General features: G+C 65.7%; 21 protein-coding genes and 1 tRNA gene. 14 read left to right on the top strand and 8 right to left on the bottom strand.

The features are described 5' to 3' along the window. Window positions 1-200 precede the first annotated feature (200 nt). Window positions 201-1,640 carry a TolC family outer membrane protein gene (locus KMAL_RS01450; RefSeq protein WP_110093986.1) on the bottom strand — a complete coding sequence of 480 codons (1,440 nt, stop codon included), beginning with the start codon at window positions 1,638-1,640 and terminating at the stop codon, window positions 201-203. Window positions 1,641-1,765: 125 nt separating this feature from the next. Then, window positions 1,766-2,464 (bottom strand): protein-L-isoaspartate O-methyltransferase family protein, encoded by a 699-nt coding sequence (locus KMAL_RS01445; protein ID WP_239019888.1) that lies wholly within the window; start codon window positions 2,462-2,464, stop codon window positions 1,766-1,768. 186 nt (window positions 2,465-2,650) lie between these two features. Here KMAL_RS01445 and KMAL_RS01440 point away from each other — a divergent pair. Next, window positions 2,651-2,724 (top strand) — tRNA-Cys (locus tag KMAL_RS01440). A 351-nt stretch (window positions 2,725-3,075) separates the two neighbouring features. On the opposite strand, the gene KMAL_RS01435 is transcribed toward KMAL_RS01440, so the two are convergent. The 5 genes from KMAL_RS01435 to KMAL_RS01415 form a co-directional block, all read right to left on the bottom strand. Further along, window positions 3,076-4,443 carry an ABC transporter ATP-binding protein gene (locus tag KMAL_RS01435; protein ID WP_110093984.1) on the bottom strand — a complete coding sequence of 456 codons (1,368 nt, stop codon included), beginning with the start codon at window positions 4,441-4,443 and terminating at the stop codon, window positions 3,076-3,078. Between the two features lie 9 nt (window positions 4,444-4,452). Next, entirely contained in the window at window positions 4,453-6,096 is a 1,644-nt protein-coding gene (locus KMAL_RS01430) for an ABC transporter permease (protein ID WP_408887876.1), read from the bottom strand. Window positions 6,097-6,170: 74 nt separating this feature from the next. Further along, window positions 6,171-6,656 (bottom strand): dUTP diphosphatase, encoded by a 486-nt coding sequence (gene dut, locus KMAL_RS01425; RefSeq protein WP_110093982.1) that lies wholly within the window; start codon window positions 6,654-6,656, stop codon window positions 6,171-6,173. Beyond that, complete coding sequence (coaBC, locus tag KMAL_RS01420; protein ID WP_110093981.1) at window positions 6,653-7,909, bottom strand: bifunctional phosphopantothenoylcysteine decarboxylase/phosphopantothenate--cysteine ligase CoaBC; 1,257 nt, start codon at window positions 7,907-7,909, stop codon at window positions 6,653-6,655. The genes dut and coaBC overlap by 4 nt, the downstream gene beginning before the upstream one ends. Window positions 7,910-7,923: 14 nt before the next feature. Next, window positions 7,924-8,730 (bottom strand): class I SAM-dependent methyltransferase, encoded by an 807-nt coding sequence (locus KMAL_RS01415; RefSeq protein WP_110093980.1) that lies wholly within the window; start codon window positions 8,728-8,730, stop codon window positions 7,924-7,926. A 29-nt stretch (window positions 8,731-8,759) separates the two neighbouring features. Here KMAL_RS01415 and mutM point away from each other — a divergent pair, with 29 nt between their 5' ends. The 6 genes from mutM to gyrB all read left to right on the top strand — a co-directional run bounded on the left by mutM (window position 8,760) and on the right by gyrB (window position 16,779). After that, window positions 8,760-9,626, top strand: coding sequence for a bifunctional DNA-formamidopyrimidine glycosylase/DNA-(apurinic or apyrimidinic site) lyase (mutM, locus tag KMAL_RS01410; RefSeq protein WP_110093979.1), 867 nt, complete (start codon window positions 8,760-8,762; stop codon window positions 9,624-9,626). A gap of 103 nt (window positions 9,627-9,729) precedes the next feature. Then, window positions 9,730-9,999, top strand: coding sequence for a 30S ribosomal protein S20 (gene rpsT / locus KMAL_RS01405; protein ID WP_110093978.1), 270 nt, complete (start codon window positions 9,730-9,732; stop codon window positions 9,997-9,999). Window positions 10,000-10,378: 379 nt separating this feature from the next. Further along, a complete protein-coding gene (gene dnaA, locus KMAL_RS01400; RefSeq protein ID WP_110093977.1) occupies window positions 10,379-11,827 on the top strand; it encodes a chromosomal replication initiator protein DnaA in 1,449 nt (482 codons plus the stop codon). Between the two features lie 110 nt (window positions 11,828-11,937). Next, window positions 11,938-13,062, top strand: a complete 1,125-nt coding sequence (dnaN, locus tag KMAL_RS01395) for a DNA polymerase III subunit beta (protein ID WP_110093976.1) — start codon at window positions 11,938-11,940, stop codon at window positions 13,060-13,062. A 25-nt stretch (window positions 13,063-13,087) separates the two neighbouring features. Next, window positions 13,088-14,212: a DNA replication/repair protein RecF gene (gene recF / locus KMAL_RS01390; protein ID WP_110093975.1), complete on the top strand. Its 1,125-nt coding sequence runs from the start codon at window positions 13,088-13,090 to the stop codon at window positions 14,210-14,212. A gap of 98 nt (window positions 14,213-14,310) precedes the next feature. Then, window positions 14,311-16,779 carry a DNA topoisomerase (ATP-hydrolyzing) subunit B gene (gene gyrB / locus KMAL_RS01385; protein ID WP_239019887.1) on the top strand — a complete coding sequence of 823 codons (2,469 nt, stop codon included), beginning with the start codon at window positions 14,311-14,313 and terminating at the stop codon, window positions 16,777-16,779. Window positions 16,780-16,788: 9 nt separating this feature from the next. Here gyrB and KMAL_RS01380 read toward each other — a convergent pair whose 3' ends face one another. Then, window positions 16,789-17,466, bottom strand: coding sequence for an HAD-IA family hydrolase (locus KMAL_RS01380; RefSeq protein ID WP_239019886.1), 678 nt, complete (start codon window positions 17,464-17,466; stop codon window positions 16,789-16,791). Between the two features lie 111 nt (window positions 17,467-17,577). Here KMAL_RS01380 and glmU point away from each other — a divergent pair, with 111 nt between their 5' ends. From glmU to KMAL_RS01345, 7 genes are all read left to right on the top strand, one after another. Next, window positions 17,578-18,948: a bifunctional UDP-N-acetylglucosamine diphosphorylase/glucosamine-1-phosphate N-acetyltransferase GlmU gene (gene glmU / locus KMAL_RS01375; RefSeq protein ID WP_110093974.1), complete on the top strand. Its 1,371-nt coding sequence runs from the start codon at window positions 17,578-17,580 to the stop codon at window positions 18,946-18,948. Continuing rightward, window positions 18,948-20,771, top strand: coding sequence for a glutamine--fructose-6-phosphate transaminase (isomerizing) (gene glmS, locus KMAL_RS01370; protein ID WP_110093973.1), 1,824 nt, complete (start codon window positions 18,948-18,950; stop codon window positions 20,769-20,771). Before glmU ends, glmS begins: the two co-directional genes overlap by 1 nt. Before the next feature lie 35 nt (window positions 20,772-20,806). After that, a complete protein-coding gene (locus KMAL_RS01365) occupies window positions 20,807-21,814 on the top strand; it encodes an FAD-dependent oxidoreductase (RefSeq protein ID WP_110093972.1) in 1,008 nt (335 codons plus the stop codon). Window positions 21,815-21,839: 25 nt separating this feature from the next. Further along, window positions 21,840-22,037 carry a sulfur carrier protein ThiS gene (gene thiS, locus KMAL_RS01360; RefSeq protein WP_110093971.1) on the top strand — a complete coding sequence of 66 codons (198 nt, stop codon included), beginning with the start codon at window positions 21,840-21,842 and terminating at the stop codon, window positions 22,035-22,037. A gap of 9 nt (window positions 22,038-22,046) precedes the next feature. Then, on the top strand, window positions 22,047-22,820 hold the full coding sequence (locus KMAL_RS01355) for a thiazole synthase (protein ID WP_110093970.1): 774 nt from the start codon (window positions 22,047-22,049) through the stop codon (window positions 22,818-22,820). Further along, window positions 22,817-23,449, top strand: a complete 633-nt coding sequence (locus KMAL_RS01350) for a thiamine phosphate synthase (protein WP_110093969.1) — start codon at window positions 22,817-22,819, stop codon at window positions 23,447-23,449. The genes KMAL_RS01355 and KMAL_RS01350 overlap by 4 nt, the downstream gene beginning before the upstream one ends. A gap of 252 nt (window positions 23,450-23,701) precedes the next feature. Beyond that, window positions 23,702-26,329 carry a cation:proton antiporter gene (locus tag KMAL_RS01345; RefSeq protein WP_110093968.1) on the top strand — a complete coding sequence of 876 codons (2,628 nt, stop codon included), beginning with the start codon at window positions 23,702-23,704 and terminating at the stop codon, window positions 26,327-26,329. Window positions 26,330-26,521 lie beyond the last annotated feature (192 nt).

The raw sequence follows: 26,521 nt of genomic DNA, 5'->3' as shown, positions 1-26,521 counted from the left end.
ACGAAAGAAACGGCGCAAGATGCGCGGGTTGTTTGGGGGAGGCTCAGGGCGCTGCCCTGAAACCCGCCAAAGGGCATTGCCCTTTGGAAACCATGACTTCGGTCCCGGCATGGCTTTGCAGAGTATCAAAAGTTTTTGGTGAAGCTTTTTTCAAAAAGCTTCGAAGAACGCGGATGACTTGAAAAAGACGGCACCCGCGCTCAGCGTCCCGGCTCCTTGAGGGCATAGTCGCTGATGCCCCACAGCCGGTCATGCACGGCCCTGTAATACGCCTTTTCATTATAGAGCGGCACATCGAGGTTCAGGTCACGCGCCGTCAGCCGCCCGATTGCCGCGACCTCCTGATAGGACGCCTGCACAAGGCTGCCGAGGCTCATGACCAGGGCGACCTGCGCCTGTAGCAGGGTTTCCTGCTGCTGCAGGACGGCAAGGGTCGTGCCGGTGCCGACGATGGCCTGCCGCTCCACCCCGGCAAGGGCGGAGATGTTGGCCGAAATTGCCTCGCGGTTGCTGGCGATGGCGGCGCGGTTCGCAAGGATGCGCTGCCAGCTGGCCTCGGCCAGCTGGATGGCGCTGCGACGCTGGACCTCCACCGCGCGGTGGGCCTGCGTGACCTGCTGCTTGGCCTCGCGCACGGCGGCATATTCGCTGCCCCCCTGATAGAGCGGGACCGACGCGGAGACGAGCGCCATCTTGTTGTCGTAGTTGGAGCGCCCTTCCTCCTGGTTGATGTCGTGGGCGTAGCTGGCCTGTGCGCTGATGGAGGGCAGCAGGGCCGCAAAGGCGACGCCCACCGCGTCCTTGCGCGCCGCCTCGTCAAACAGGGCGGCGATGACGCCGGGGTTGTTTTCCATCGCGCGGGCCGTGGCGTCCTGTTCCGACTGTACCGGCAGGACAAGCGGCTGTGGCGGCTGCAGGTTGTCGGGGGCTTCCGCGCCCACGACCTGCAGGTAGGTCGCGCGTGCGGCCTCCAGCGTGCCTTCGGCCTGCTGGCGCGTGGCGCGCGCGGCCGACAGTGCGGCCTGCGCCTGCGCGACGTCGGTGTGCGTGATCTCGCCCCCGTGGGCGCGCAGTTCCGTGGTATGGAGCTGCTCCTGGTACAATTTCTCGTTATTGATATCGATCCTGAGGATCTGCTCATCCTCGATCACGCCGACATAGGCGTTGACGACATCGGTGAAGACCTGCTGTTCGGTCTGGATCAGGCGCGCGCGTTCGGCCATCACGTCATGCACCGCGCGGTGGGTGGAGGCCGTGGTACGCCCGCCGGTATAGATCGGTTCGCTGATGTTCACGCCCGCGCCATAGCCCGGCAGGTCATAGCGGCGGGCATACCCGTTTCCGCCGCCTTCGGGCGCCATCAGCATGCTGCCGCTGTAATAGCTCATGTTGGCGGTGCCGGTGATGGTCGGCCGCCATCCGCCAAGGGCCGCGGGCACCTGTTCGTCGGTTGCGCGCAGGGTGGCGCGTTCGCGGCGCAGGACCGGATTGCTCAGATACGCGGCGGCCAGCGCCTCCTGCAGGGTATGGGGAACCGTGGCCGGGGCCTGCTGCGGCGCGGGAGCGGGCCTGCGTGCCAGCGCAGTGCCCAGCTGGAGGCTTGCGGCAAACCCGATTCCAACGACCCAGTATCCCTTCATGTGATATCCCCAGCGTCCGGCCCATGACGCAGGCGCAACTGCCTGCGGGGCAGACACTATCGCGGGGATATTGCGCTCAGGTTAACCGTTCCCGGCAGGGGCCGCGTGGGGAATGTCGTGGTCTTTCAGGCATAGGCGTCGAACGAGAATGCCGGCGCGGGGGCCAGTTCCGGCAGCAGCGGCACGTTCGCGTCGAATGCGGCGCTGGTCGCGCTGCCATCTGCCGTGGGCACCACGATGCACACCGATGCCACCCCGCCTTCGGGCCAGACGGGTGCTACGATGCGCCCGTTCGGCGCGCATTGCGACACGATGGCCGGCGGGATGGCGCGGACCGCCCCGTCGATCAGGATCAGGTCATAAGGCGCATTGCCCGGCACCCCGGCCGACAGGGGACCGGCATGCCATGACACGTCAGGGGCGAACGTCTGGCACAGGGCGCGGCCGATGGCGGCAAGGGTCGCGTCGGATTCCAGTGCGTCGATGCGCAGCCCTTCCTGCATTGCCGAGGCCAGCGTCACGAGGTAGCCCGTCCCGGCGCCCACGACCAATACACGCTCGCCCTCCTGCGGGGCGGCGACCTGCAGCATCCGCGCGACCACGCGGGGTTCCGTCAGCACCCGTCCGTCGGGCAGCGGCAGGGACTGGTCCGCATATGCGAATTCCCGCATGGATTCGGGCAGGGCGAGTTCACGCGGCACGCGGCGCATTGCGGCGATGATGCGCGGGTCGTTCACCTGTGCGGGGCGGATCTGCGCATCGACCATGCGCTGGCGCGCCGCTTCGTAATCAAGGGGGGGATATTCGATAACTGGCTGCTTCATGACCTTCCCTTCCATCGGCTCCCGCCGGGGCGGGGGCGGCGATCCGTGCAATCGCGACGGGTGCTTGATTGTTGTTGCCCGCAGGTTCCGTTCTATTCCCGCTTTTCATGTCTGCCTAGCAGGTTGGCTGCACACAACGGCTTGACCTGCGGCGCGATTGAGTGGATATAGCGCTTGTCCCGGTCAGGTCCGGTGGCAGAGTGGTGATGCAGCGGACTGCAAATCCGTGAATGTGGGTTCGATTCCCGCCCGGACCTCCAATCCTTCCATGACAGGGAAGGGCCGTAGTTGACATATTCCCCGAAAACCGCAGTTTCTTATGTCCCCTTGTGCGGGTCATGGTATCAGGTCATTGCGCGATGACTGGGTCTGTGGGGGTGACGTTTACGGTCAATGGGAAGGTGGCACAGAATACCCGAGTCGGACGGCCAGTATGGCCAGCTTCTGGCTGGAGGAAGTCTTGTTTAAATATATTGGCAGTAAAAAACCATGAAGGTTTTGGGATGTCGCCGTTTCATCCGGGTATGTGACGTCTCCTGAAGCTTTTTGAAAAAAGCTTCACCAAAAACTTTTGTAGTTTTCAGTCTTCCTTCTGGGTCTTTCCTGTGGCCTCAGACCGCGCCGTTGCTCCGGTCGCGGTCGTCAAGGAAAAGCTGGTCCGCTTCTTCATCAAAATCGAACAGTTCGGCATAACGCGCCCACCCGATCAGGGTCTGCAGCGTCTGTTTCGCATAATCGGGCGACATGCTGTCTTCCAGTTCATCGCGGAAGCGTTCGGCGCTGGCGCGATGGTTGGGACGTTCATCAAGGACGGAGCGGATGGAACGGACCATCGGGATGTTGCGCAGCAGGCTGTGCGACAGGATCTGCTTGCGTTCGTCATGCTCGCTCTGGACAAAGCGCATGCCCTCGGGCGTCAGCAGGATGTCCCCGTCCTCAAGCTCCGCGAAGCCCAGAAGCTGGAGCGATTCGCCAAGCGGGAACAGGTCGTCGAGTTCAAGCTGCAGCCGACTGGCAAGCAGCGGCAGGTCGGCGCGTCCGTCCAGCGGGTCGGCGGCCAGTGTTTCCATCATGCCGACCATCGTATTGATCGCAAGGCGCGGCAGGGCGATGGCTTCGACCGGCGCGGCGGCCGTGGCCATCCCGGTCTCGGTCAGGTCGGCTTCGGAAATGACCGGGGCGCGACGGGTCATCAGGGCATAGATACGGTCCACGAACTGCCGGAAGGCCGCGTCCTCGCGGTTGCGGGGATGGTCGAACGGCACGCTGAGTTCATGCGCCACCCGCCCGGGGTTGGAGGAGAAGATCAGGATGCGGTCGCACATCAGGACCGCTTCCTCGATATTATGCGTCACCAGCAGGATCGACTTGATCGGCAGCTTGCGCTCCGACCACAGTTCCACAAGGTCGGTACGCAGGTTTTCCGCCGTCAGCACATCGAGCGCCGAAAACGGTTCATCCATCAGCAGCAGGTCGGGATGCACCACCAGCGCGCGCGCCAGGCCCACGCGCTGGCGCATGCCACCCGACAGTTCCTTGGGGTAGGCATTTTCGTAACCGCCCAGCCCGATCAGGTCGATCGCGCGTTCGGCCAGGTCCTCGCGCTCGGCGGCGGGAACGCCCTTGGCCTCCAGCCCCAGTTCGACATTCTTCTGCACCGTCAGCCACGGGAACAGCGCAAAGGACTGGAACACCATGGCGATGCCCGCGGCCGGGCCGGTCAGTTTCTTCCCCTTCCAGATCACCTCGCCCGATGTGGGCGTCAGCAGTCCGGCGATGATGCGCAGCAGCGTGGACTTGCCCGACCCGGACCGGCCCAGCAGTCCCACGATCTCCCCCGAATGCAGGGTCAGGTTCACATTGTCCAGCACAACCAGGTCGGTCGCGCTTTCCTTGTGGTAAGCCTGCTTGCAGTCGATGATCCGGACCAGGGTCTCGCTTTCGGGGGGTGTATGCGGGGAAGGCGGTGCGGAAGGCATCTCGGGCTTTCAGTTGAAGGTGAAGTGGCGCGCGGCGTAATTGGCCAGCGGACGCCATACCGCACGGTTGAACAGCAGGACGAACAGGGACATGACCACCATCCCCAGCCCCACGCGGTCGGTCGCGCCGTCGATCGTGGCCTGCGCGATATAGGCGCCCAGCCCCTGCGCGCGCAGCGTGGTGGACCCCCAGCTTGCCATTTCCGTGGCGATGGCGGCATTCCATGCCCCGCCCGATGCGGTGATCGCCCCGGTGATGAAGAACGGCACGATACCCGGCAGCATCACGCGCATCCACCACAACCTGCCGCGCACCTGGAAATTGCGCGCCGCTTCCAGCAGGTCGGTGGGATAGGACGCGGCGCCTGCGACGATGTTGAACAGGATATACCACTGCGTGCCCAGCAGCATCAGCGGCGTCAGCCAGATGTTGCTGTTGAGGTTGAAACGCACGATGAACAGCACGAACAGCGGAAAGAACAGGTTGGCGGGGAAGGCGGCCATGAACTGTGCCACGAACTGCGCCCGGCGTGCGCGGCGTGCGTCCAGCCCCAGCCAGATGCCCACCGGCACCCACACCAGCGACGCCACCAGCAGCGTCGCCAGCACGCGCAGCAGCGTCAGTCCGCCCAGCCCCATGACATGCAGCACCTGCGATGCGGTGAAATGCCCGGCGGCATAGGTCACGACCCGTTCGCCCACCACAAGCGTACACACGCCAAGACACGCCCACCAGACAAGGTCGAGCACCCGGCCCGAGACATGCGATGGCGTGATGTCGGAGGGCGCGCGCCCGATGCGCAGCCAGCCGATGAAGGTCAGCGCCCGGCCCAGCGCATCGCTGGTGCGGCGCAGCAGCGACGTCCGGCGCAGGAGTGCGAGCACCCACGGGTCGGGTGCTGCCTCGCCCTGCGTGTCCTCGACGCTGAAACGCGCCGACCACGCGACCAGCGGGCGGAACAGTAGCTGGTCATAGGCAAGGATGACCACCAGCATGGTCACGATGGCATAGAAGATCGCCGGCAGGTCGCGATGCGCGATGGCGGTGCCGACATATGACCCGATACCCGGCAGGGCGATGTCCGTATTGCCCACGGTGATCGTCTCGGAATAGACGACCATGAACCAGCCGCCCGACATGGAGATCATGGCGTTCCACACCAGAGAGGGGATGGCGAACGGCACCTCCAGCCGCCAGAACCGCTGCCATGCCGTCAGCCCGAAGCAGCGGGCCGCTTCCTCCAGGTCGGCAGGCACGGTACGCAGCGACTGGTACATGCTGAAGGCCATGTTCCACGCCTGGCTGGTGAAGATGGTGAAGATCGCCGCGAGTTCCGCCCCCATCATCCGGCCGGGGAAAAGTCCGAGGAAGAAGACCACCGTAAAGGTCAGGAACCCGAGGATCGGCACCGATTGCAGGATGTCGAGCATCGGGATCAGGATCTGCCCGGCGCGGCGGCTTTTCGCGGCCCATACGGCATAGGTGAAGGTAAAGGCCACCGACGCCAGCAGGGCGGCGAACATGCGGAACGTCGTGCGCAGGGCGTAGCCCGGCAGCCATGTCGGGTCGAGATGGATGACCTGTGCCGCGGCAGGGGGCAGCGGCACCAGCATGCGCCGCCCCACCGTGGCCAGCGCCACGGCAAGCCCCATCAGGATGACAAGCCCCACAAGGTCGAACAGGTTCGGGCGGACCCTGTGGCTGTGTGCGGGAAGGGGCGGTTCGTTCACCCTGTCGTCCCCGGTGCCGTTCCCGTCGCCGTCCCGGTGCTGCCAAAGCCGCCCGTGCCGCGCGCGGTGTCGTCAAGGGTTTCGCATTCCTCCCACACGCCACGCACCACGGGGGCCAGCACGGCCTGCGCGATGCGCATGCCGCGTTCGATCACGAACGCCTCCTCCCCGGTGTTGAGCATGATGATCCCGATCTCGCCGCGATAATCCTCGTCAATCGTGCCGGGGGCGTTGGGCAGCGTGATGCCGTGTTTCAGCGCAAGGCCCGAACGCGGGCGGATCTGCAGTTCGTATCCCGCAGGCAGCGCGACGCACAGGCCCGTGGGCACCAGCGCGCGTCCCCCCGCCCAGATCGTCATGGGTTCGCGCACCGCCGCGACAAGGTCCATGCCCGCGGCCCCCGCGGTGGCATAGGCAGGCAGCGGGAGCCCTTCGGCATGGGCAAGGCGGCGGATGCGGACGGGAAGGGAAGGGGGGGTCATGCAGGAACTCCGTCAGGGGCGGTATCAGGTGTATCGGTATCAGGTATGGCCGCGAACGCCGCCACGATCCTGCGGGCCAGTCCCTGCGCCACCGCGTCCTTGGACATGCGGGGCCAGTGTTCGCAACCCGTGGCGGTGATCAGCGTGACCTCGTTTTCATCCCCGCCCATGATGCCGGTTTCGGCGCGCACATCGTTGGCGATGATCCAGTCACAGCCCTTGCGCTGGCGCTTGGCCGTCGCATTGTCGCGCACATCGTCGGTCTCGGCCGCGAAGCCGACCACGAGGCGCGGGCGCATCGGGCCGGGCTGCGACAGGTGGGCAAGGATATCGGGATTGGGCACCAGCGTCAGGGTTGGCGGCGGCGCGCCGGGTGTCTTCTTGATCTTGTGCGCACCTGCCCCCGCCACGCGCCAGTCGGCCACGGCGGCGGTGCAGACGGCGATATCGCACGGCAGGGCGGCCTCGCACGCGGCCAGCATCTGAACCGCCGTTTCCACCCGCCGCAGTTCGACGCCCGGTGGGGGCGGCAGGGTGGTCGGCCCGCTGACCAGCGTGACTGTGGCTCCCGCGCGCGCCAGCGCATTGGCGATCGCATATCCCTGCCGCCCCGAAGACCGGTTGGCGAGGTAGCGCACCGGGTCGATCGGTTCGTGCGTCGGCCCCGCCGTGACCAGCGCGCGCAGGCCATGCAGGGGCCGCGCGGCAGGGCGCAGGGCCCCCATGATGGCATCGGCGATGGTGTCGGGTTCGCTCATCCGGCCGGGCCCGGTCTCGTTGCAGGCCATCAGGCCGTCTTCCGGCCCGACGAAGGTGACGCCGCGCGCGGCCAGTGTCGCGACATTGGCGCGGGTTGCGGGATGTAGCCACATGCGCACGTTCATCGCGGGCACGGCCATGACCGGCGTGTCGGTCGCCAGCAGGACCGTGCTGGCCAGGTCATCGGCCAGTCCTGCCGCCATGCGCGCCAGCATGTCCGCCGTGGCGGGGCATACGACAATCAGGTCGCTGGCGCGCGACAGGGCAATATGGCCCATTTCCTGTTCGTCCGTCAGGGAAAACAGGTCTTCATAAACACGCTCCCCCGTCAGCGCCTGCAGGCTGAGCGGGGTGACGAAGCGCGCGCCCGCGCGGGTCAGGACCGCGCGCACCCGCACGCCACGCGCCGTCAGGCGGCGGACAAGTTCCAGCGCCTTGAACGCGGCGATCCCGCCACACACAACCAGCAGGACGGACGGGCGCGCGTCATTCATGGCCGCAGTCCCCGTCAGATGCGCCAGCCCGAATGGATGGCCGCGATCCCGCCCGACAGGTTCTGGTAGGTCACGCGTTCCAGTCCGGCCTCGCGCATCATCTCCGCCAGCGTCTCCTGGTCGGGGAACATGCGGATGCTTTCGGCAAGGTACTGGTAGCTTTCGCGATCCCCCGCGATGGCCGCCCCCATGCGCGGCAGGACCTGGAACGACCACGCGTCATAGACCGGGGCCAGCGCGGCCACCTGCACGCGGGAGAATTCAAGGCACAGGAACCGCCCGCCCGGACGCAGCACGCGCCGCGCCTCGCGCAGGACCTGCAGCTTGTCGGTGCAGTTGCGCAGGCCGAACGCGATGGAGACGCGATCGACGGAACAGTCGGCGATGGGGATGGCCTCCGCATCGACGGCAACGAAATTGAGGCCGGAGACAAGGCCGCGCGACAGGGCGCGGTCACGCCCGACCGCCAGCATGCTGACATTGATGTCCGACAGGATCGCGGGGCCTCCGCCGCCACGCAGCCAGCCGAACGAGATGTCGCCCGTCCCGCCAGCAAGGTCGAGCAGGCGCAGGTCCGGATGCGGGCCGAGTTCCGTGACGAAGATCTTTTTCCAGGCCCGGTGGATGCCCAGGGACATGACATCGTTCATGACGTCGTACTTGCCCGCGACACTGTCGAAGACCTGGCGGACCATGGATTTCTTTTCCGTGACGGGAACGTCGCGGAAACCGAAATCGGTCGTGCCGGAGGGACCGCCGCCTGGCGCTGCGCCGGCGGACGGGGATGGGGTGGGGTGTGGGTGGTGGCTATTGTCGCTCATGATGAGGAGATATAACCTTATAATCAGTCATGCCGGAACTCCCTGAAGTAGAAACTGTGATGCGCGGGATGCGATTGCATCTCGAAGGTCACAAGATTGCAACTGCCACCCCCCTGCGCGAGGGGCTGCGCTGGCCTTTCCCGCCGGGACTGGCCGACTCGCTGCGTGGCCGCGTGATCGCGCGGTTCGAGCGGCGGGGCAAATACATCCTCGTCCACTTTGATGACGGTCAGGTGCTTCTGCTGCACCTTGGCATGTCGGGGCGCGTCGTGCTGGGCCATGACGCCGGCGTGCCCGCCGCGCGGCATGAACACCTGCTGATCCTGACCGAGCAGGGCGCGCGCTGCGGTCTTGTGGACCCGCGCCGCTTTGGCATCGTGGACCTGCTGGCGGCCGATGCGGTCGCATCCCACCCGCTGCTGGCGCGCATGGGGCCGGAGCCGCTGGGCAACGGGTTCAGTGCCGAAGGACTGGCCCGCGCGGCACGGGGACGCAGGACCTCGGTCAAGGCGCTGCTGCTGGATCAGCGCGTCGTGGCGGGGCTGGGCAACATCTACGTGTCCGAGGCGCTGTTCCGCGCGGGCGTGCATCCCGAACGCACGGGGGCGAGCCTGGGCGATGGGGACTGCGCGGCCCTTGTCACGAGCATTCGCGATGTCCTGACCGAGGCAATCGCCGCCGGCGGGTCGAGTCTGCGTGATTACGTGAAACCCGACGGGGAGCTTGGGTATTTCCAGCATGCGTGGCGTGTCTATGGCCGCGCGGGGCAGGGCTGCCCCGACTGTCCCGGCCCGTCCGCCTGCGATGGCGTGGTGCGGATCGTCCAGGGCGGGAGGTCGTCATTTTTCTGCCCGCGACGGCAGGAAACCGCGCCGGGGGCGCAAGACTTGTCTTGACGGATGGGGAAAGGGTGGACTAGACCGCGATCCTGATATCTGGATGTCCGCAACTATCGGGTGGCGGACCGCCGTAACCTGATTTTTTGCTGAACTGAGAACGATGGCCAATACTGCATCAGCGCGTAAGCGCATCCGTCAGACCGAGCGCCGCAACGCGCGCAACACCGCCCGCATCTCCCGCGTGCGCACCTTCGTCAAGAAGGTCGAAGCCGCGATCGAGGCAGGCAAGAAGGAAGACGCCTCCGTCGCCCTGCGCGCGGCGCAGCCCGAACTGCAGCGCGCGGTTGGCAAGGGCGTCATGCACGCCAACACCGTGGCCCGCCGCATTTCGCGCCTGTCCGCACGTATCAAGGCGCTGGCCGCCGCCTGATCCATTGAACTGGATTGAGGACTGCCTGCACGGGTAAAGTATTGCACGTGTAACGATTGGGACCGTATCGTGTCATTTGGGCATGGTGCGGTCCTTTTTATTTGCGGGGCGTTTCCTTTTCGTGCGTTTTTCTGTCGCGGAGTCGGTTTTGATCGCCGCGCGGCCAGATTCCCGTTGCTTCCTCCGATTCCCTGCACTAACTTCTGCACATCCTCATCGGTATGCTGCTGGGGCGTCGATGTGTCGGCGCATGGGTTTTCGTGCCTTCATGGCGCGGAAAACGCGAACGTGTCCGCATGCGTTGGGGATGGTGTGTTTAACGTTGAACAGGCATTTCGCGGGCGCGGACTGTCATGTCCCTGAATGGCCGGGAGTGAAGATGACGGGCGGACTGGAAGGATATGACGAGGTTGCCGAGGCGAATGCGCAGAAAAGCATTCTCGACATCCATTGGTCGCGTATCTGCGCCCGCCTCAAGGCCGAGGTCGGGGAGGTGGAATACAACACCTGGCTGAGACAGATGGGTGTCGGCACCGTCGAGGAGGACGAGATCACGCTGTACCTGCCCACGCGCTTTTTGCGCGACTGGGTGCGGGGGCAGTATGGCGATCGCCTCGGCGCGCTGTGGCATGCGGAAATCCCGGCCATCCGCCGCGTCGAACTCCAGGTCGCGCGTGGCCCGTCCCCGGCAGGGGATGGGGAGGCCGTGATTGCCGAGTCCGTGCCTGCCTCCGCCACGGCCACGCCCGCCGTGGAAGTCGCGGCCGCGGAGGCGGAACCCCGCGCGGCGGAAGTGCGCAGCGACCTTGCCGCCCCGCTGGACCCGCGTTTCACGTTCGAGACCTTTGTTGTCGGCAAGCCCAACGAATTCGCCTATGCCTGCGCGCGGCGCGTGGCCGAGCGCCCGTCAAGCCCGGGGTTCAACCCGCTGTTCCTGTATGGTGGCGTCGGCCTCGGCAAGACGCACCTGATGCATGCGATCGGCTCCGAACTGGTGCGCGAGGGCAGGGTCTCGGTCGCCTACATGTCGGCCGAAAAGTTCATGTACCGCTTCATCGCCGCCATCCGTTCGCAATCGACCATGGAATTCAAGGAGCAGTTGCGCTCGGTCGATGTGCTGATGATCGACGACCTGCAGTTCCTGATCGGCAAGGACAACACGCAGGAAGAATTCTTCCACACCTTCAATGCCCTGGTCGATGCCGGGCGACAGATCGTCGTCTCGGCGGACAAGTCGCCCTCCGACCTGTCGGGGCTGGAAGACCGGCTGCGCACGCGCCTTGGCTGCGGGATGGTGGCCGATATCCATGCGACCACGTTCGAACTGCGCATCTCCATCCTTGAGGCGAAGGCCACGGCGTCCGGCGTCGATGTGCCGGCCAAGGTGCTGGAATTCCTTGCGCACAAGATCACCTCGAACGTGCGCGAGCTTGAGGGCGCGCTCAACCGCCTGATCGCGCATGCCAACCTGTTCGGCCGCCCCGTGACGCTGGAGGCGACGCAGGATGTGCTGCATGACATCCTCAAGGCGAACAACCGCCGCGTCACGATCGAGGAGATCCAGCGCAAGGTCGCCGAGCACTGGAACATCCGCCTGACGGACATGTCTTCGGCGCGGCGTTCGACCGTGGTGGCGCGGCCGCGGCAGGTGGCGATGTACCTGTCGAAGCAGTTGACCTCGCGCTCGCTGCCCGAAATCGGGCGCAAGTTCGGCAACCGCGACCATACTACCGTGATCTATGCCGTGCGGCGGGTCATGGAACTCATGGAGCAGGATCCCGCTTTCGCGGAGGATGTCGAACTGCTGCGCCGGATGCTCGAAAGCTGACTTTTTCGCACGGGCCTCTTTTCGCATCTCCATCAGGCTGCTAGACCTATTGCCCCCATTGCGCTGTCCTGTAACGGGCTGTGCCGCCGGGCAAGGAGGATTTGTTACACATGAAGCTGAAGGCTGACCGCGCGACCCTGCTCAAGGCGCTGCTGCATATTCAGGGCGTGGCAGAGAAGCGTAACACCATCCCCATCCTTGCCAATGTCCTGATCAATGTCACGGACGGCCTGATGACCATGACGGCAACCGACATGGAAATCGCGGTGGTTGAGGGGATTTCGGCGGAAACCCTGCGTGACGGGGCGGTGACCGCGCCGGCGGCCGTGCTGTGCGACATCGTGCGCCGCCTGCCCGATGGCGCGGTGGTCGAACTCGACCAGGCCGGGGGCGATGCGCCGCTGGGCCTGCGGGCGGGGCGTTTCACCACCAGCCTCAACGTGCTTGATGTGGACGACTTCCCCTCCATGATGGCCGGGGCGCTGCCGCATGAATTCACCATCGCGTCGCAGGCGCTGCGCGGCCTGATCGACCGCAGCCGCTTCGCCATCTCCACGGAGGAGACGCGCTACTACCTCAACGGCATCTATTTCCATGTGGCCGAGACGCCGCAGGGCCAGATGCTGCGCGCGGTCGCGACCGACGGGCACCGCCTTGCGCGCGTGGAGACCGACCTGCCGGAAGGTGCCGCGGGCATGCCCGGCGTCATCATCCCGCGCAAGACGGTCAACGAACTGCGCAAGCTGCTGGAGGAAGGGCCGGAACATATCGGCATCGCCCTGTCTGACACGCGCATCCAGTTCACTGTGGGCAACGTGATCCTGACGTCGAAGCTGATTGACGGCACCTTCCCCGAATATGAGCGTGTGATCCCCACCGGAAACGACAAGATCCTGCATGTCGGCAAGAAGATCTTTTCCGACGCGGTATCGCGCGTGGCGGCGATCAGCCAGGAACGCTCCCGCCCGGTCAAGCTGACGGTGACGCAGAACCTGCTGACCCTGTCCGCCGCCAGCCAGGACCAGGGCACCGCGACGGAAGAACTGGACGACAGCCACGTCGTCTATGACGCAAGCCCGATCGAGATCGGGTTCCAGGCGCGCTACCTCAACGACATCACCGACCAGATCGACAAGAACGTCGAATTCGCGTTTTCCGACAGTTCCGCCCCCACCATCGTGCGCGATGTGGACCGTCCTTCGGCACTGTATGTGCTGATGCCGATGCGCGTCTGACCGCGCGTCGGGTTTTCGGGCACGTATGGCCCATCTTTCGCGGCTGGTCCTGACGGATTTCCGCAATTACCGCCACCTGTCATGGACGCCTGAGACGCCGGTTACGGTGGTCGTGGGCGAAAATGGCAGTGGCAAGACCAACCTCCTTGAATCCGTCTCGCTGCTGCTGCCCGGCCGTGGCCTGCGTGGCGCGCGGGTGGCCGACCTGCCGCGCCATGGCTGCACGCGCTGGGGTGTTGCGGCACGCATTGACGTGCCCGACGGGGTCGAGGCGGGGATGCGGGAACTTGCCGTGGGTTCCGACCCCGCCCGCCCCGAACGCCGCATCGTCCGCCTTGACGGGGAGGCGCTGCGCAACCGGGGGCGGGTTTCCGATTTCCTGTCGGCCGTGTGGCTGACGCCGCAGATGGACCGCCTGTTTCAGGACGGGGTGGCGGGACGCCGCCGTTTCCTTGACCGGCTTGTGCTGGCGATGGAACCGGGGCATGCGCGTGAAATTGCCGCACACGACCATGCGATGATGCAGCGCAACCGCCTGCTGGCCTCTGGCGGGGCCGACCCCGCTTGGCTTGCGGCGCTGGAGGATGCGATGGCGCGCCATGGCGTTGCGGCCACGGCGGCGCGTGTCGGTCTGGTCGGGTTGCTCAATGGGGATGACGTGGCGCTGTGCGACGGGTTTCCCGCAACGGCGCTGACACTGGAAAGCGACATCGCGCAGCGCCTGCGACATGCGCCCGCCCTCGCGGTGGAGGACTGGCTGCGTGCTGAGCTTGCGGCGTCACGCGGGCGCGACCGTGCGCGTGGCAGTGCGTTCATTGGCGCACACCGCACCGATCTGCACCTGCATGACCGCGCCACGCGGCGCAGTGCGGCGCAGTCGAGCACGGGGCAGCAGAAGGCGATGCTCGTCGGCGTGGTCCTGTCGCATGCCCGCCTGATCGCGCAGGTGCGGGGGCAGGCGCCGCTAATCCTGCTTGACGAGCCGCTGGTGCATCTGGATGCGGCGCGCCGGGAGGCGCTGTTCCGCGCCATCGGACGGCTGGAGACGACCGTGATGCTCAGCGGTACGGACGCGGCGCAGTTCGCTCCCCTGCGTGATCAGGCGGCCTTTGTCATGCCCCGCGACGGCGCCCTGGTCCCAATTCCCTGATTCCCCCGATTTATGAAGGGGAAAGCTTGGTCCCGGAGGCGGGTTCGATGTATAACATCCCCTCAACGCGTGACCCTGTTTTGGAGCATCTGTCCGGCATGTCTGACCCATCCAATCCCGATCAGAAACACGATGCCGAAGCGGGGGATATTCCCGTCACACCCGCGGATTATGATGCTGCCTCCATTTCGGTTCTCAAGGGACTGGACGCGGTGCGCAAGCGTCCGGGCATGTATATCGGTGACACCGATGATGGCTCCGGCCTGCACCACATGGCGTTCGAGATCATCGACAATGCGGTGGACGAGGCGCAGGCCGGTTACGCGACCACCTGCATCGTGACGCTCAACGGTGACGGCAGCGTCACCGTGCGCGACAACGGGCGCGGCATCCCCACCGACATGCACCATGAGGAAGGGATCAGCGCAGCCGAAGTCGTGCTGACGAAGCTGCATGCGGGCGGCAAGTTCAACCAGAATTCCTACAAGGTCTCCGGCGGCCTGCATGGTGTCGGCGCCGCGGTGGTCAACGCCCTGTCCGAATGGATGGAGGTGCGGATCTGGCGCAACGGCAAGGAACACATGATCCGCTTCCGCGCGGGTGAGCGCGAGGCGCCGCTGAGCGTCGTGGGCGACAGTGACGAACCGCGCGGCACGCAGGTCACCTTCAAGCCGAGCGCCGAGACCTTCGCCATTGTCGAGTTCCAGTTTTCCGTGCTGGAACGGCGTCTGCGCGAACTGGCGTTCCTCAATTCCGGGCTGGCCATCATCCTGCGTGACGAACGCCATACCCCCGTGCGGGAAGAGGCGTTCCATTACGAAGGGGGGCTGTCCGCCTTTGTCGAATGGCTCGACCATGGAAAGACCCCGATCGTGGAGCCGCCGATCACCGGCAGCCTGCAGAACGAGGAAAACGGCATCAAGGTCGAATTCGCCCTGACATGGAACGACAGTTTCCATGAAACGATGCTGTGTTTCACCAACAACATTCCCCAGCGTGATGGCGGTTCCCACCTTGCCGGGTTCCGCCAGGCCCTGACGCGCATCGTCGGCCGCTATGCCGAGGCGAACGCGTCGAAGAAGGACTCCCACGCCCTTGCGGGCGAGGACATGCGCGAGGGGCTGACGGCGGTGCTGTCGGTCAAGGTGCCCGATCCCAAATTCTCCTCGCAGACCAAGGACAAGCTGGTGTCGTCGGAGGTGCAGCCCGTGGTGCATGCCGCCGCCGCCGACATGATCTCCCACTGGTTCGAGACGCATCCCAAGGAAGCGCGCCAGATCGTGGCGAAGGTGATGGACGCCGCCGCCGCGCGCGAGGCGGCGCGGCGCGCGCGTGAACTGACGCGGCGCAAGGGGGTGCTCGACATCTCCTCGCTTCCGGGGAAGCTTGCCGACTGCCAGGAACGCGATCCGGCCAAGTCCGAACTGTTCATCGTGGAGGGTGACTCCGCAGGTGGCACGGCCAAGCAGGGGCGGGATCGCCGGTTCCAGGCGATCCTGCCGCTGAAGGGCAAGATCCTGAATGTGGAGCGCGCGCGATTCGACCGCATGCTGGGCTCGGCGGAAATCGGCACGCTGATTACCGCGCTGGGCACGGGCATCGGGCGGGGCGACGTGGAACATGGCGGCTTCTCGCTGGAGAAACTGCGCTACCACCGCATCGTCATCATGACGGACGCCGACGTGGACGGGTCGCACATCCGCACGCTGCTGCTGACCTTCTTCTTCCGCCAGATGCCCGAACTGATCGAGAACGGCTACCTCTACATCGCGCAGCCGCCGCTGTACCGCGCCAAGCGCGGCAATGACGAGCGTTACCTCAAGGACGATGCGGCGCTGGAGGAATACCTGCTCGACAAGGCGCTGGCGCATGCGACCCTGCGCTATGGCGACGGGCGTGAGGTGACAGGGGACGCGCTGCGGAGCGAGGTCGCCTTCATCCGCGATGTCTCGCGCGCCCTGTCGCGCCTTGCGGTGCGCGCGCCGGTCTGGATCCTCGAACAGGCGGCCATTGCCGGCGCGCTTTCGGCCAACCCTGCCGCAACACCGGAGCGGGTCATCGCACTCCAGTCGCGGCTTGACGCCGTCTCCGCGGAATCGGAGCGTGGATGGAAGGTCGCGGCGAGCGCCGACGGGCTGGAAATGGCACGCAGCGTGCGTGGCGTGGGCGAGGTCTATCGCCTTGATCCCGCGACCCTGCGCAGTGCGGAGGTCCGCTGGCTGTCCGAACACCATGACCGCATCGCGGCCGATTTCGGCAGCAGGGTGGAACTGTCGCTCGACAGCCAGACCATCACGCTGGACGGCCCGGCCTCGGTCTATGAGCGCATCATCGCGCAGGGGCGGCGCGGGCTTTCGATCAACCGGTTCAAGGGACTGGGCGAAATGAACGACGCGCAGTTGTGGGAAACCACGCTCGATCCCGCCATGCGCACCCTGTTGCAGGTGCGCGTGGGGGATGTGGAGAACGCGGCGCAGGTGTTCTCCACCCTGATGGGCGATGTGGTCGAACCGCGTCGCGACTTCATCGTCGGCAACGCGCTGAAGGTCGCGAACCTCGACGTCTGAGGGGACGGGTCAGTCGGGGATCAGGTCGCGGGCAATGTGCGGGATTTCGGAAATGGAATCCGCGCCTGCGGTCGCCCCGGCCTCCATTTCCGGCGCGCCATATCCCCACCGGGCGAAGATGCCGCGCACATGGGCACCCGTGGCCGCGGCAATGTCGTTGCGGTGGTCGCCCACCATGATCGCGCGTTCGGGCATGCCGCCGGCCATTTCGATCGTGCCAAGCAGGTGGCGCGGGTCGGGTTTGCGCACGGCGAAGCTGTCGCCGCCGCCCACCGCGTCGAACCACGGGTCGAGTTTCATGACCCGCAGGATATGCTGCGCCGCCGCCACCGGCTTGTTGGTGCAGACCGCAAGCTTCCATCCCGCGCCCTTCAGGGCCGACAGGGTGGCGCGGGTGCCGGTGAAGGGATGCGACAGGTCGGTCGAATGTGGGGTATAGTCCGCCATGTAGCGACTGACGGCGTCATCGGGGTCGATGTCGCGCGCCGCATCGCCCGCATGTGCCAGCAGGCGACGCACCAGCACGCCCACGCCATCGCCGATCATGGGGCGCAGGGCATCGGGGGTGATGGGGGGCAGGCCGTAATGGTGCAGCAGGCGGCAGGCGCAGGCAGAAAGGTCCGGCAGGCTGTCGATCAGCGTGCCGTCCATGTCGAAAACCGCCAGGCGGGGGGGAAGGGCAGGCATCCGGCACTCCTCGGTGGCTCTTGTGGTAGCAATCGGAAAATCTAAGTGATGGTATCTTGTTCCTCTCCGGGTTTGACAGGTCTGCCGGGCGGGGGCTACCCGCAAAAAGTCATGAGCACCATTCCATCTTCCCCGACCCCGCCTTCCCCATCCCGTCCGGCCACGGCGGTCATCCTTGCCGCCGGGCGGGGCACGCGCATGCGTTCCGAACGCCCCAAGGTCATGCACCCGCTTGCGGGGCGGCCGATGCTGCGTCACCTGCTCGATAATGCCGAACAGGTGTTCGACCATATCGTGGTGGTCGTCGGGCCGGGGATGGAGGATGTCGCCGCCCTTGCCGCGCCGCACGCGGTGGTGGTGCAGGCCGACCGCCTTGGCACCGCGCATGCCGCGTTGCAGGCGCAGGCATATTTCGGCACGGGCGATGTCGCGGTCCTGTATGGCGACAACCCGCTGATTACCGCGCAGACCATGCGCGACCTGCTGGCCTGCCGCAGGCAGCCCGGCGTGGGCCTTGCGCTGCTGGCGATGCGGCCCGCCCATCCGGGGCGCTATGGCCGGGTCGTGACACAGGGTGACAATGTGGTGCGGATTGTCGAATGGGCCGACGCCACGCCGCAGGAACGCGCCATCGACCTGTGCAATGCAGGCGTGCTGTGCGCCGATGCGCAGGATTTCCGCCGCTGGCTCAATGAGGTGCGCAACGACAATGCGCAGGGCGAATACTACCTTGGCGACGTGGTGACGCAGGCCGTGGCCGACGGCGTGTGCGTGCGCGCCGTCGTCGCGTCGGAAGACGAACTGCGCGGGATCAATTCGCGCGCCGAACTTGCCGTGGCGGAGGCCAGCGTGCAGCAGCGCCTGCGCCACGGCGCGATGGAACGGGGCGTGACACTGGTGGCGCCCGACACGGTGTTCCTGTGCGCCGACACGGTGCTGGCCCCGGATGTCGTCATCCATCCGCATGTGGTCTTCGGCCCCGGCGTTACGGTGGAACGTGATGTGGAGGTCCGCTCCTTCTCCCATCTGGAAGGCTGCACTGTCAGGCAGGGCGCGCTGATCGGACCATATGCCCGCCTGCGTCCCGGCAGCGATGTCGGCGCGCGCGCGCATGTCGGCAACTTCGTCGAACTCAAGGCCACGACGCTGGGCGAGGGGGCGAAGGCCAACCACCTGACCTACCTTGGCAATGCGCAGGTGGGCGCGCGAACCAATGTCGGCGCGGGCACCATCACCTGCAATTATGATGGCGTGTTCAAGCATGCGACCGTCATCGGCGAAGGCAGCTTCATCGGGTCGGATTCGATCCTTGTGGCACCGGTGACGCTGGGGGCGGGCGTCATCACCGCGGCCGGAAGCGTGATTACGAAAGACGTGCCTGACGACGCCATGGCGTTCGGGCGGGTACGCCAGCAGGACAACAGGGCGGGATATGCAAAGGCCTTTCGTAAGCGGCTCATGACGGCGAAGGAGCGCGGCTGATGTGTGGCATTGTTGGCGTCGTTGGCAGGAATCAGGCCACCCCGATCATCTTCGACGCGCTGCGGCGCCTTGAATATCGCGGCTATGACTCGGCGGGGATCGCAACGCTGGAAAATGGCCATGTGGAGCGTCGTCGCGCGGCGGGCAAGCTCGACCACCTTGCCAGCGTGCTGGCGCGCGTGCCGCTGCCCGGGGTGACGGGAATCGGGCATACGCGCTGGGCCACGCATGGCGCGCCGACGGAAAACAACGCCCATCCGCATGGCACCGAACGGGTGTCGGTCGTGCATAACGGCATCATCGAGAATTTCGAGGACCTGCGCCGCGAGCTTGAGGCGGCGGGCCAGACCTTCTCCACCGATACCGACAGCGAGACGATCGCGCAGATGATCGACTATCACCTGCGCCGTGGCCTGTCCCCGCGGGAGGCGGCGCATGAGACGCTGAAACGGCTGGAGGGCGCCTATGCGCTGGCGATCATCTTCGCCGGGCATGATGGCATGGTGATCGGTGCCCGCCACGGCGCGCCGCTGGTGGTGGGGTTTGGCGAGAATGAGATGTTCCTCGGCTCCGACAGCCTTGCGCTGGCGCCGCTGACGCGCCGCATCGCCTATCTCGATGACGGGGACTGGACCATCGTGACGCCCGGTGGGGCGGAGTTCTTCGATATGGAGGGCAGGCCCGTCACGCGCCCCATCCGCACCACCGCGCTGATCGCGGGATCGGTGGGCAAGGACGGGTATCGCCATTACATGGAAAAGGAACTGCATGAACATCCCGTCGTGATCGGCCAGACGCTGCAGCGCCTGATCGACCCCGCGACGCGGCGTGTCGTGCTGCCGGACCTGCCGTTCGATCTGGCCTGCGTGCCGCGCGCGGTGGTGACGGCCTGTGGGTCGGCTTTCTATGCCGGGATGATCGGGCGTTACTGGCTGGAACAGTACGCGCGCCTGCCGGTCGATATCGATGTCGCGAGCGAGATGCGCTATCGCGATCCGCCGCTGGTGCCCGGTGGGCTGGGGCTGCTGATCTCCCAGTCGGGGGAGACGGCCGATACGCTGGCGGCACTGCGCGGGATGCGCCAGGCGGGGCAGCATATCGTCTCCGTCCTCAATGTGGAGCAGAGCACCATGGCGCGCGAAAGCGATGCGGTGCTGGGCACGGTGGCGGGGCCTGAAATCTCGGTCGCCAGCACCAAGGCGTTCACCGCGCAGCTTTCGGTCCTTGCCTGCCTGACGGTCGCGCTCGGCCGGGCGCGCGGGCATCTGGACGCGGCTGCAGAGGAACGGATGGTCACCGCGCTCCTCGACCTGCCAAGCCGCGCGAACGAGGTGTTCGAGCAGCGCGACGCGATCCGCCGCATGGCCGCCATCGTGGCCGAGGCGCGCGATGTCCTGTACCTGGGCCGCGGGTCATCCTTCCCGGTGGCGCTCGAAGGGGCGCTCAAGCTCAAGGAAATCACCTACATCCATGCGGAGGCCTATGCCGCGGGCGAGATGAAGCATGGCCCGATCTCCCTGATCGACCGTACGGTGCCGGTTGTGGCGACCGTGCCGTCGGGCCGCCTGTTCGACAAGACGCTGTCGAACCTGCAGGAAGCGAAAGCGCGTGGCGGGCGGCTGCTGGTCTTTACGGACACGCAGGGCGCGCCGCGTCTGCGTGAACTGGCGGAGGTGGTGGTGGAGGTTCCTGCGGTTGACGAATTCACCGCCCCCATCGTGCAGACCATCCCGGTGCAAATACTGGCGTATGAAGTGGCGCTGCTGAAGGGCACGGACGTGGACCAGCCACGTAACCTCGCCAAATCGGTCACGGTGGAATAGCGTTCCCGCCCCACGACAGATCAAGGACCCAGCCGATGTCACAGCCGCAGCACAGGCCTGCCGATTCCACGCCGCCCGGTCACGGCCCGTCCGTGCTGGTGCTTGGTGCGGGTGTCTCGGGCATGACTGCCGCCGTGACCCTGGCCGAACGGGGTGCGCGCGTGGTGGTGCATGAACGCGGGCCGCGCATCGGTTCCGGCGCGTCATGGAAGGCGGGCGGGATGCTCGCCCCGTGGTGCGAGGCGGAGTCCGCAACGCCGGAGGTCACCGCGCAGTCGCTGTCCTCGCTCGACTGGTGGGATGCGCATGTGCCCGATGTGGTGCGCAACGGCACGCTGGTGCTGGCCCCGGCGCGCGACGTGGGCGAAATCGCGCGGTTCGGGCGGCGCACGTCGCATTTCCGCACGATCGGGGAGGCGGAGATCGCGCAACTGGAGCCGGAACTGGCCGACCGTTTCTCCCGCGCGCTGTTTTTCGAACATGAAGGCCACGTCAACCCGCGTGACGCGCTGCTGGCGCTGGGCCGCAGGGTGGAGGCGCTTGGCGGTCAGGTCGTGTGCAACGCGCCCGTGACGTATGATGAGGCAGCTTACGACTGGATCGTGGACTGCACCGGCATCGCCGCGCGCGACGTGATGTCCGACATGCGCGGCGTGCGCGGCGAGATGCTGCTGCTGCGCTGTCGCGATGTCACCCTGTCGCGGCCGGTGCGCATGCTGCATCCGCGCATCCCGGTTTACATTGTCCCGCGCGCTGACCATGTGTTCATGGTGGGGGCGACGATGATCGAAAGCGAAAACGCCGGCGGCATGACGCTGCGTTCGATGGTGGAACTCCTCGGCGCGGTCTATGCCCTGCACCCGGCCTTTGGCGAGGCGGAAATACTAGAAACCGGAACCGGCCTGCGCCCGTCATATCCGGACAACATGCCTGCCGTCCGGCGCGATGGTAAGCGAATTTATGTGAATGGCATGTACCGCCATGGCTTCCTACTGTCGCCGGTGCGGGCGCGGGAGGCGGCGGATATCGTGTTCGGTTCCTGAACGGCGCAAAGCGAGGAGAATACGGATGAAGATCCTTGTGAACGAGGAAGTTCATGACGTTGGCGTGCAGACGCTCGACGCCCTGCTGCGTGAACTCGGCTATGGCGATGCCTGTGTCGCGACCGCCGTCGATGGCGATTTCATCGCCGCCGCCCGCCGTGGCGCGCAGCCGCTTCATGAAGGGTGCCGGGTGGAAATCCTGGCCCCGATGCAGGGGGGATAGGCACGCGGCATGACCCGGTTTTATGGAACGGAACTGTCCTCGCGCCTGATGCTGGGGACGGCACAGTATCCTTCGCCCGAAATCCTGGCCGATGCGGTGCGCCATGCGAATGCGGGCGTCGTGACCGTGTCGCTGCGCCGTGAATCGGCGGGGCAACGCGCGGGGCAGGCATTCTGGAACCTGATCCGCGACCTTGGCGTGCCGGTGCTGCCCAACACCGCGGGCTGCCACAGCGTGCGCGAGGCCGTGACCACGGCGCAGATGGCGCGCGAGGTGTTCGGCACCGACTGGATCAAGCTGGAGGTGATCGGGGAGTCCGATACGCTCCAGCCCGACATGTTTGCCCTTGTGGAGGCCGCGCGTATCCTCAGCGAGGACGGGTTCAAGGTCTTTCCCTACATGACGGAAGACCTTGTCGGCGCGGAACGCCTGCTGCGCGCGGGGTGCGAGGTGCTGATGCCATGGGGGGCGCCCATCGGGTCGGGCAAGGGGCTGAACAACCTGTTCGGGCTGCGGGCGTTGCGGGCGCATTTCCCCGACATCCCGCTGGTGGTCGATGCGGGGATCGGCGTGCCGTCGCATGCGGCGCAGGCGATGGAGCTTGGCTATGACGCGGTGCTGATCAACACGGCGGTGGCCAAGGCGGGCAATCCGGTGGAAATGGCGCGGGCCTTCGCCATGGCGGTGGAGGCCGGGCGCATGGCCTATGTCGCCGACCCGATGGAGGCGCGGGACATGGCCGTGCCCTCCACGCCGACGATCGGGCAGGCGGTGCTGGCATGAGGGCGCTTCCTTCACGCATCTATCCCGTCGTGGATCGTGCCGACTGGGTCGCGACCCTGGGGCAGGCCGGTGCAAAACTGATACAGTTGCGCCTCAAGGACATGGCCGAAGATGCGCTGCGCGCGGAAATACGTCGTGGTGCGGCGCTGGCGCGGACGCATGGCGTGAGCCTCGTGCTCAATGATTACTGGCGGATCGCGATCGAGGAAGGACTCGATTTCATCCATCTGGGCCAGGAAGACCTTGATGAGGCCGACCTGCCCGCGATCCGCCGTGCCGGGCTGCGCCTCGGGGTCAGCACCCACAGTCACGATGAACTGCAACGCGCGCTGGACGTGCGGCCTGATTATGTCGCGCTGGGGCCGGTATGGCCCACAAAACTCAAGAAAATGCCGTGGGGACCGCAGGGGGTGGAGCGCCTGCGTGAATGGAAGCGCCTGGTGGGGGATCTGCCGCTGGTGGCCATTGGCGGGATCACGCTGGCACGTGCGCCGTCATGTATCGCGGCGGGGGCGGACTGTGTGTCCGCCGTGTCGGATTTCATCCGCATGCCCGATCCTGCCGGGCAGGTCCGTGCATGGCTGGACGCAACCCGCCCGGCAGATGTGACGGGCGGTACGATAACCTGAAATTCTGTGTATTATGTGCAACGAGGATGTGGCATAAATACAATCGAGGTGTAGGCGGAATTTTCATGAACGATATGCCAAGCTAGGGCCGTAGGCCTGCCGCCCATAATTTGGATGGGTGAAAAAATGGTGACGCGGCGTTTTTATCCCTGCCCGGACGGGAAATCTTCGGGTGGCGGACATATTCTGTCCATGGTTGGGCGACAGGATGGTCCGGACGGGGGCTTGGTTTCCAGAATTTGAGGGCGTTGAATGGCGATAGCGGGTCTTGCGGCAATTCTCATGGCGATTGCCATGTTGCTGGTGGTCGTCAGTACCGTGCAGCCGATTGCCCGTCGTCTGGAACTGTCGGAAACGGTTCTGCTGGCCATCGTTGGCATTGTCATCGGTGGGGTGGCGGACCTTGTCCTGCGCAGCACGCACCTTGAGATTTTCAGTGGTGCCGCCGAAACGCTGCTGGATTTCCCGCTCAACAGCGAAGCCTTCCTGCTGATCTTCCTGCCGATCCTCGTGTTCCAGGGCGCGCTGGGCATCGACGTGCGGCGCCTGGCGCATGAAACGGCCACGGTGCTCTTGCTGGCGGTGGTGGCGGTTGTGGTGTCCACGGCCACGATCGGGCTGGCGCTGTATCCGTTTGCGGGACTGCCGCTGGCGGTGTGCCTGCTGCTTGGTTCCATCGTGGCGACGACCGACCCGTCCGCCGTGGCGGGGATCTTCAAGGAAATCGGCGCGGCCAGCCGCCTGACCCGACTGGTGGAGGGGGAGGCGCTGCTGAATGACGCGGCGGCCATTTCCATCTTCTCCATCCTGCTGGCGTCCATCACCGCGCATCACAAGATCATGCTGGGCGGGGCGGTGCTGGAATTCCTGGTGTCGTTCGCGGGTGCGCTGGTGATCGGGGTGGTCTTCGGCCGCCTGACGCTGATGCTGATCGCGACCATCGGGGCCGCACCCGCCGCCGAAATCACGCTGACGGTGGCGCTGCCGTACCTGTCCTATATCGTATGTGACGAATTCCTCGGCTTTTCCGGCGTGGTCGCCACGGCGGCATCGGGGATGACGATCTCCATCTACGGTCCTTCGACCTTCCGGCCGCAGACATGGCGCTTCCTCAATGAACTGTGGCAGCAGCTTGTCTTCTGGGCGGGGTCGCTGGTGTTCGTGCTGGCTTCCATGCTGGTGCCGCGCCTTCTGGCGGGGATGACGCGCTGGGACTGCGTGCTGATCCTGATCGCGACGGGGGCGGGGCTTCTGGCGCGCGGGTCCGTGGTGTTCGGGATGCTGCCCATCCTTGCCGCCACCCGCCTGTCGCCGCCGGTGCCGACCCCGTTCAAGATCACGATGGTCTGGGGCGGGCTGCGTGGCGCCATCACGCTGGCGCTGGCGCTTGCCGTGACGGAAAACGAGCATGTTTCCACCCAGATCGCGCACTTCATCGGCATCATCGCCACGGGTTTTGTGCTGATCACCCTGTTCGTCAATGGCACGACGCTGCGCTATCTCGTGCTGTTCCTGAAGCTCGACCAACTGCCGCTGATCGACCAGGCGCTGCGCCACCAGATCCTTGCCATCGGTCTGGGCGAAGTGCGTGACCAGACGCGCGAGGTCGCGGGCGAACTCGGCTTTTCACGCAATGTCACCAATTCGGTGGTGCAGTTCCTTGACCGTCGGGTGACGACGGAACAGCAGGCCAACACATTCGATACCGCACTGGGTGACCGGCAGCGCGTGACGCTGGCGCTGATCGTGATTGGCAACCGTGAACGCTCCATCCTGCTGGACCTGTTCCGCATACAGGGCCTGTCGCGCAGGGTGATGGAAACGCTGCTGCGCTCGGCGGAGGCGATGGTCGATGGCGCGCGGCTGGAGGGGCGGTTCGGCTATGTGCGTGCGCTGCGGCGCAGGCTGAAGCCGTCGCTACGGTTCCGCATCGCGCAGGCGATCCATCACCGGCTGCATTTCGACCTGCCGCTGATGTACTGCATGACCGAGCGGTTCGAGATGCTGATGATCGCGCATTTCGTCTCGCTCTCCCTGACGCGCTTCATGCGCACGCGCATGGAGCCGACGCTGGGCGTGCGCATCAGCGAAATCGTCGGTGAGGTGCTGGGTCGGCAGTGCAAGCTGCTGGACGAGGCCCTGCAGACCCTGCGGCTGCATTACCATGGCTATTCCGAGGCGCTGGAAAACCGCATGCTGCGGCAGGTGGCCCTGCGTCTGGAGGAGGAGAAATACGACTCCCTCCTGTCCGAATCCCTGCTCAGCGACGAACTGCACCGTGAACTGCACCGCGATGTGGAGCAGCGGCGCGCGCATCTGGATTTCCGGCTGAAGTTCAACATCAAGGCCGGGATCGAAAGCCGTATCCATGGGTTTGCCATCTTCAAGGGCCTGCCGGACGGGGTGCTGCACGACCTGTCCATGAAGATGTCGCTGCATTTCTCCTCCCCAGGGGAGCGGCTGTACAAGCGCGGGCAGAAGGTCCACACCATCTATTTCATCAGCGCGGGACTGGCGGAGACCCATTACGCCGAACGCGACGTCCGCTTTGGCGCGGGCGCGGTCATTGGCGCGGAAGAAGCGCTGACCGGCGCGCGCGTCGCCGCGACGAGCAGGTCCTTGCAGTTCGGGCATTTCCTGACGATGAGCGCGCGCACTTTCCGCCGCCTTGTGGAGGAATATCCCATCGTGCGCGACAACCTGATGAAACTGGCGCAGGCGCGTGCGGACGGGGAAATGCCCGATGCACACCTGCTGCCGGGGGAGGGGAAGGACAGGCCGGGGGTACCGCCATCCGATGATGCGATCGCACTGGCGATTGCACCCGTGACATCCGTCCTGCCGGTGCGCGAGGACACGGACCCCGATAAAAAGGACTGAGGGCAAAAGGATCACCCTGCCGGCGCAATCGTCAGCCAGTCATCCAGAAGTTTTTGGTGAAGCTTTTTTCAAAAAGCCTCGAAGAATGCAGGCTTTGCGAAGGTTGATGAAGAAGAATGAAAGTTTCGGGATGTCGCCTTTTGATTTGAAAGGCGACCTTGTCGAAGCTTGTTGAAAAAAAAGCTTCACCAA

The organism is Novacetimonas maltaceti (genome assembly GCF_002906255.1).
Taxonomy (GTDB): domain Bacteria; phylum Pseudomonadota; class Alphaproteobacteria; order Acetobacterales; family Acetobacteraceae; genus Novacetimonas; species Novacetimonas maltaceti.
The sequence above is the reverse complement of the archived record's forward strand: the minus strand, read 5'-3'. Positions and strand labels throughout refer to the sequence as shown.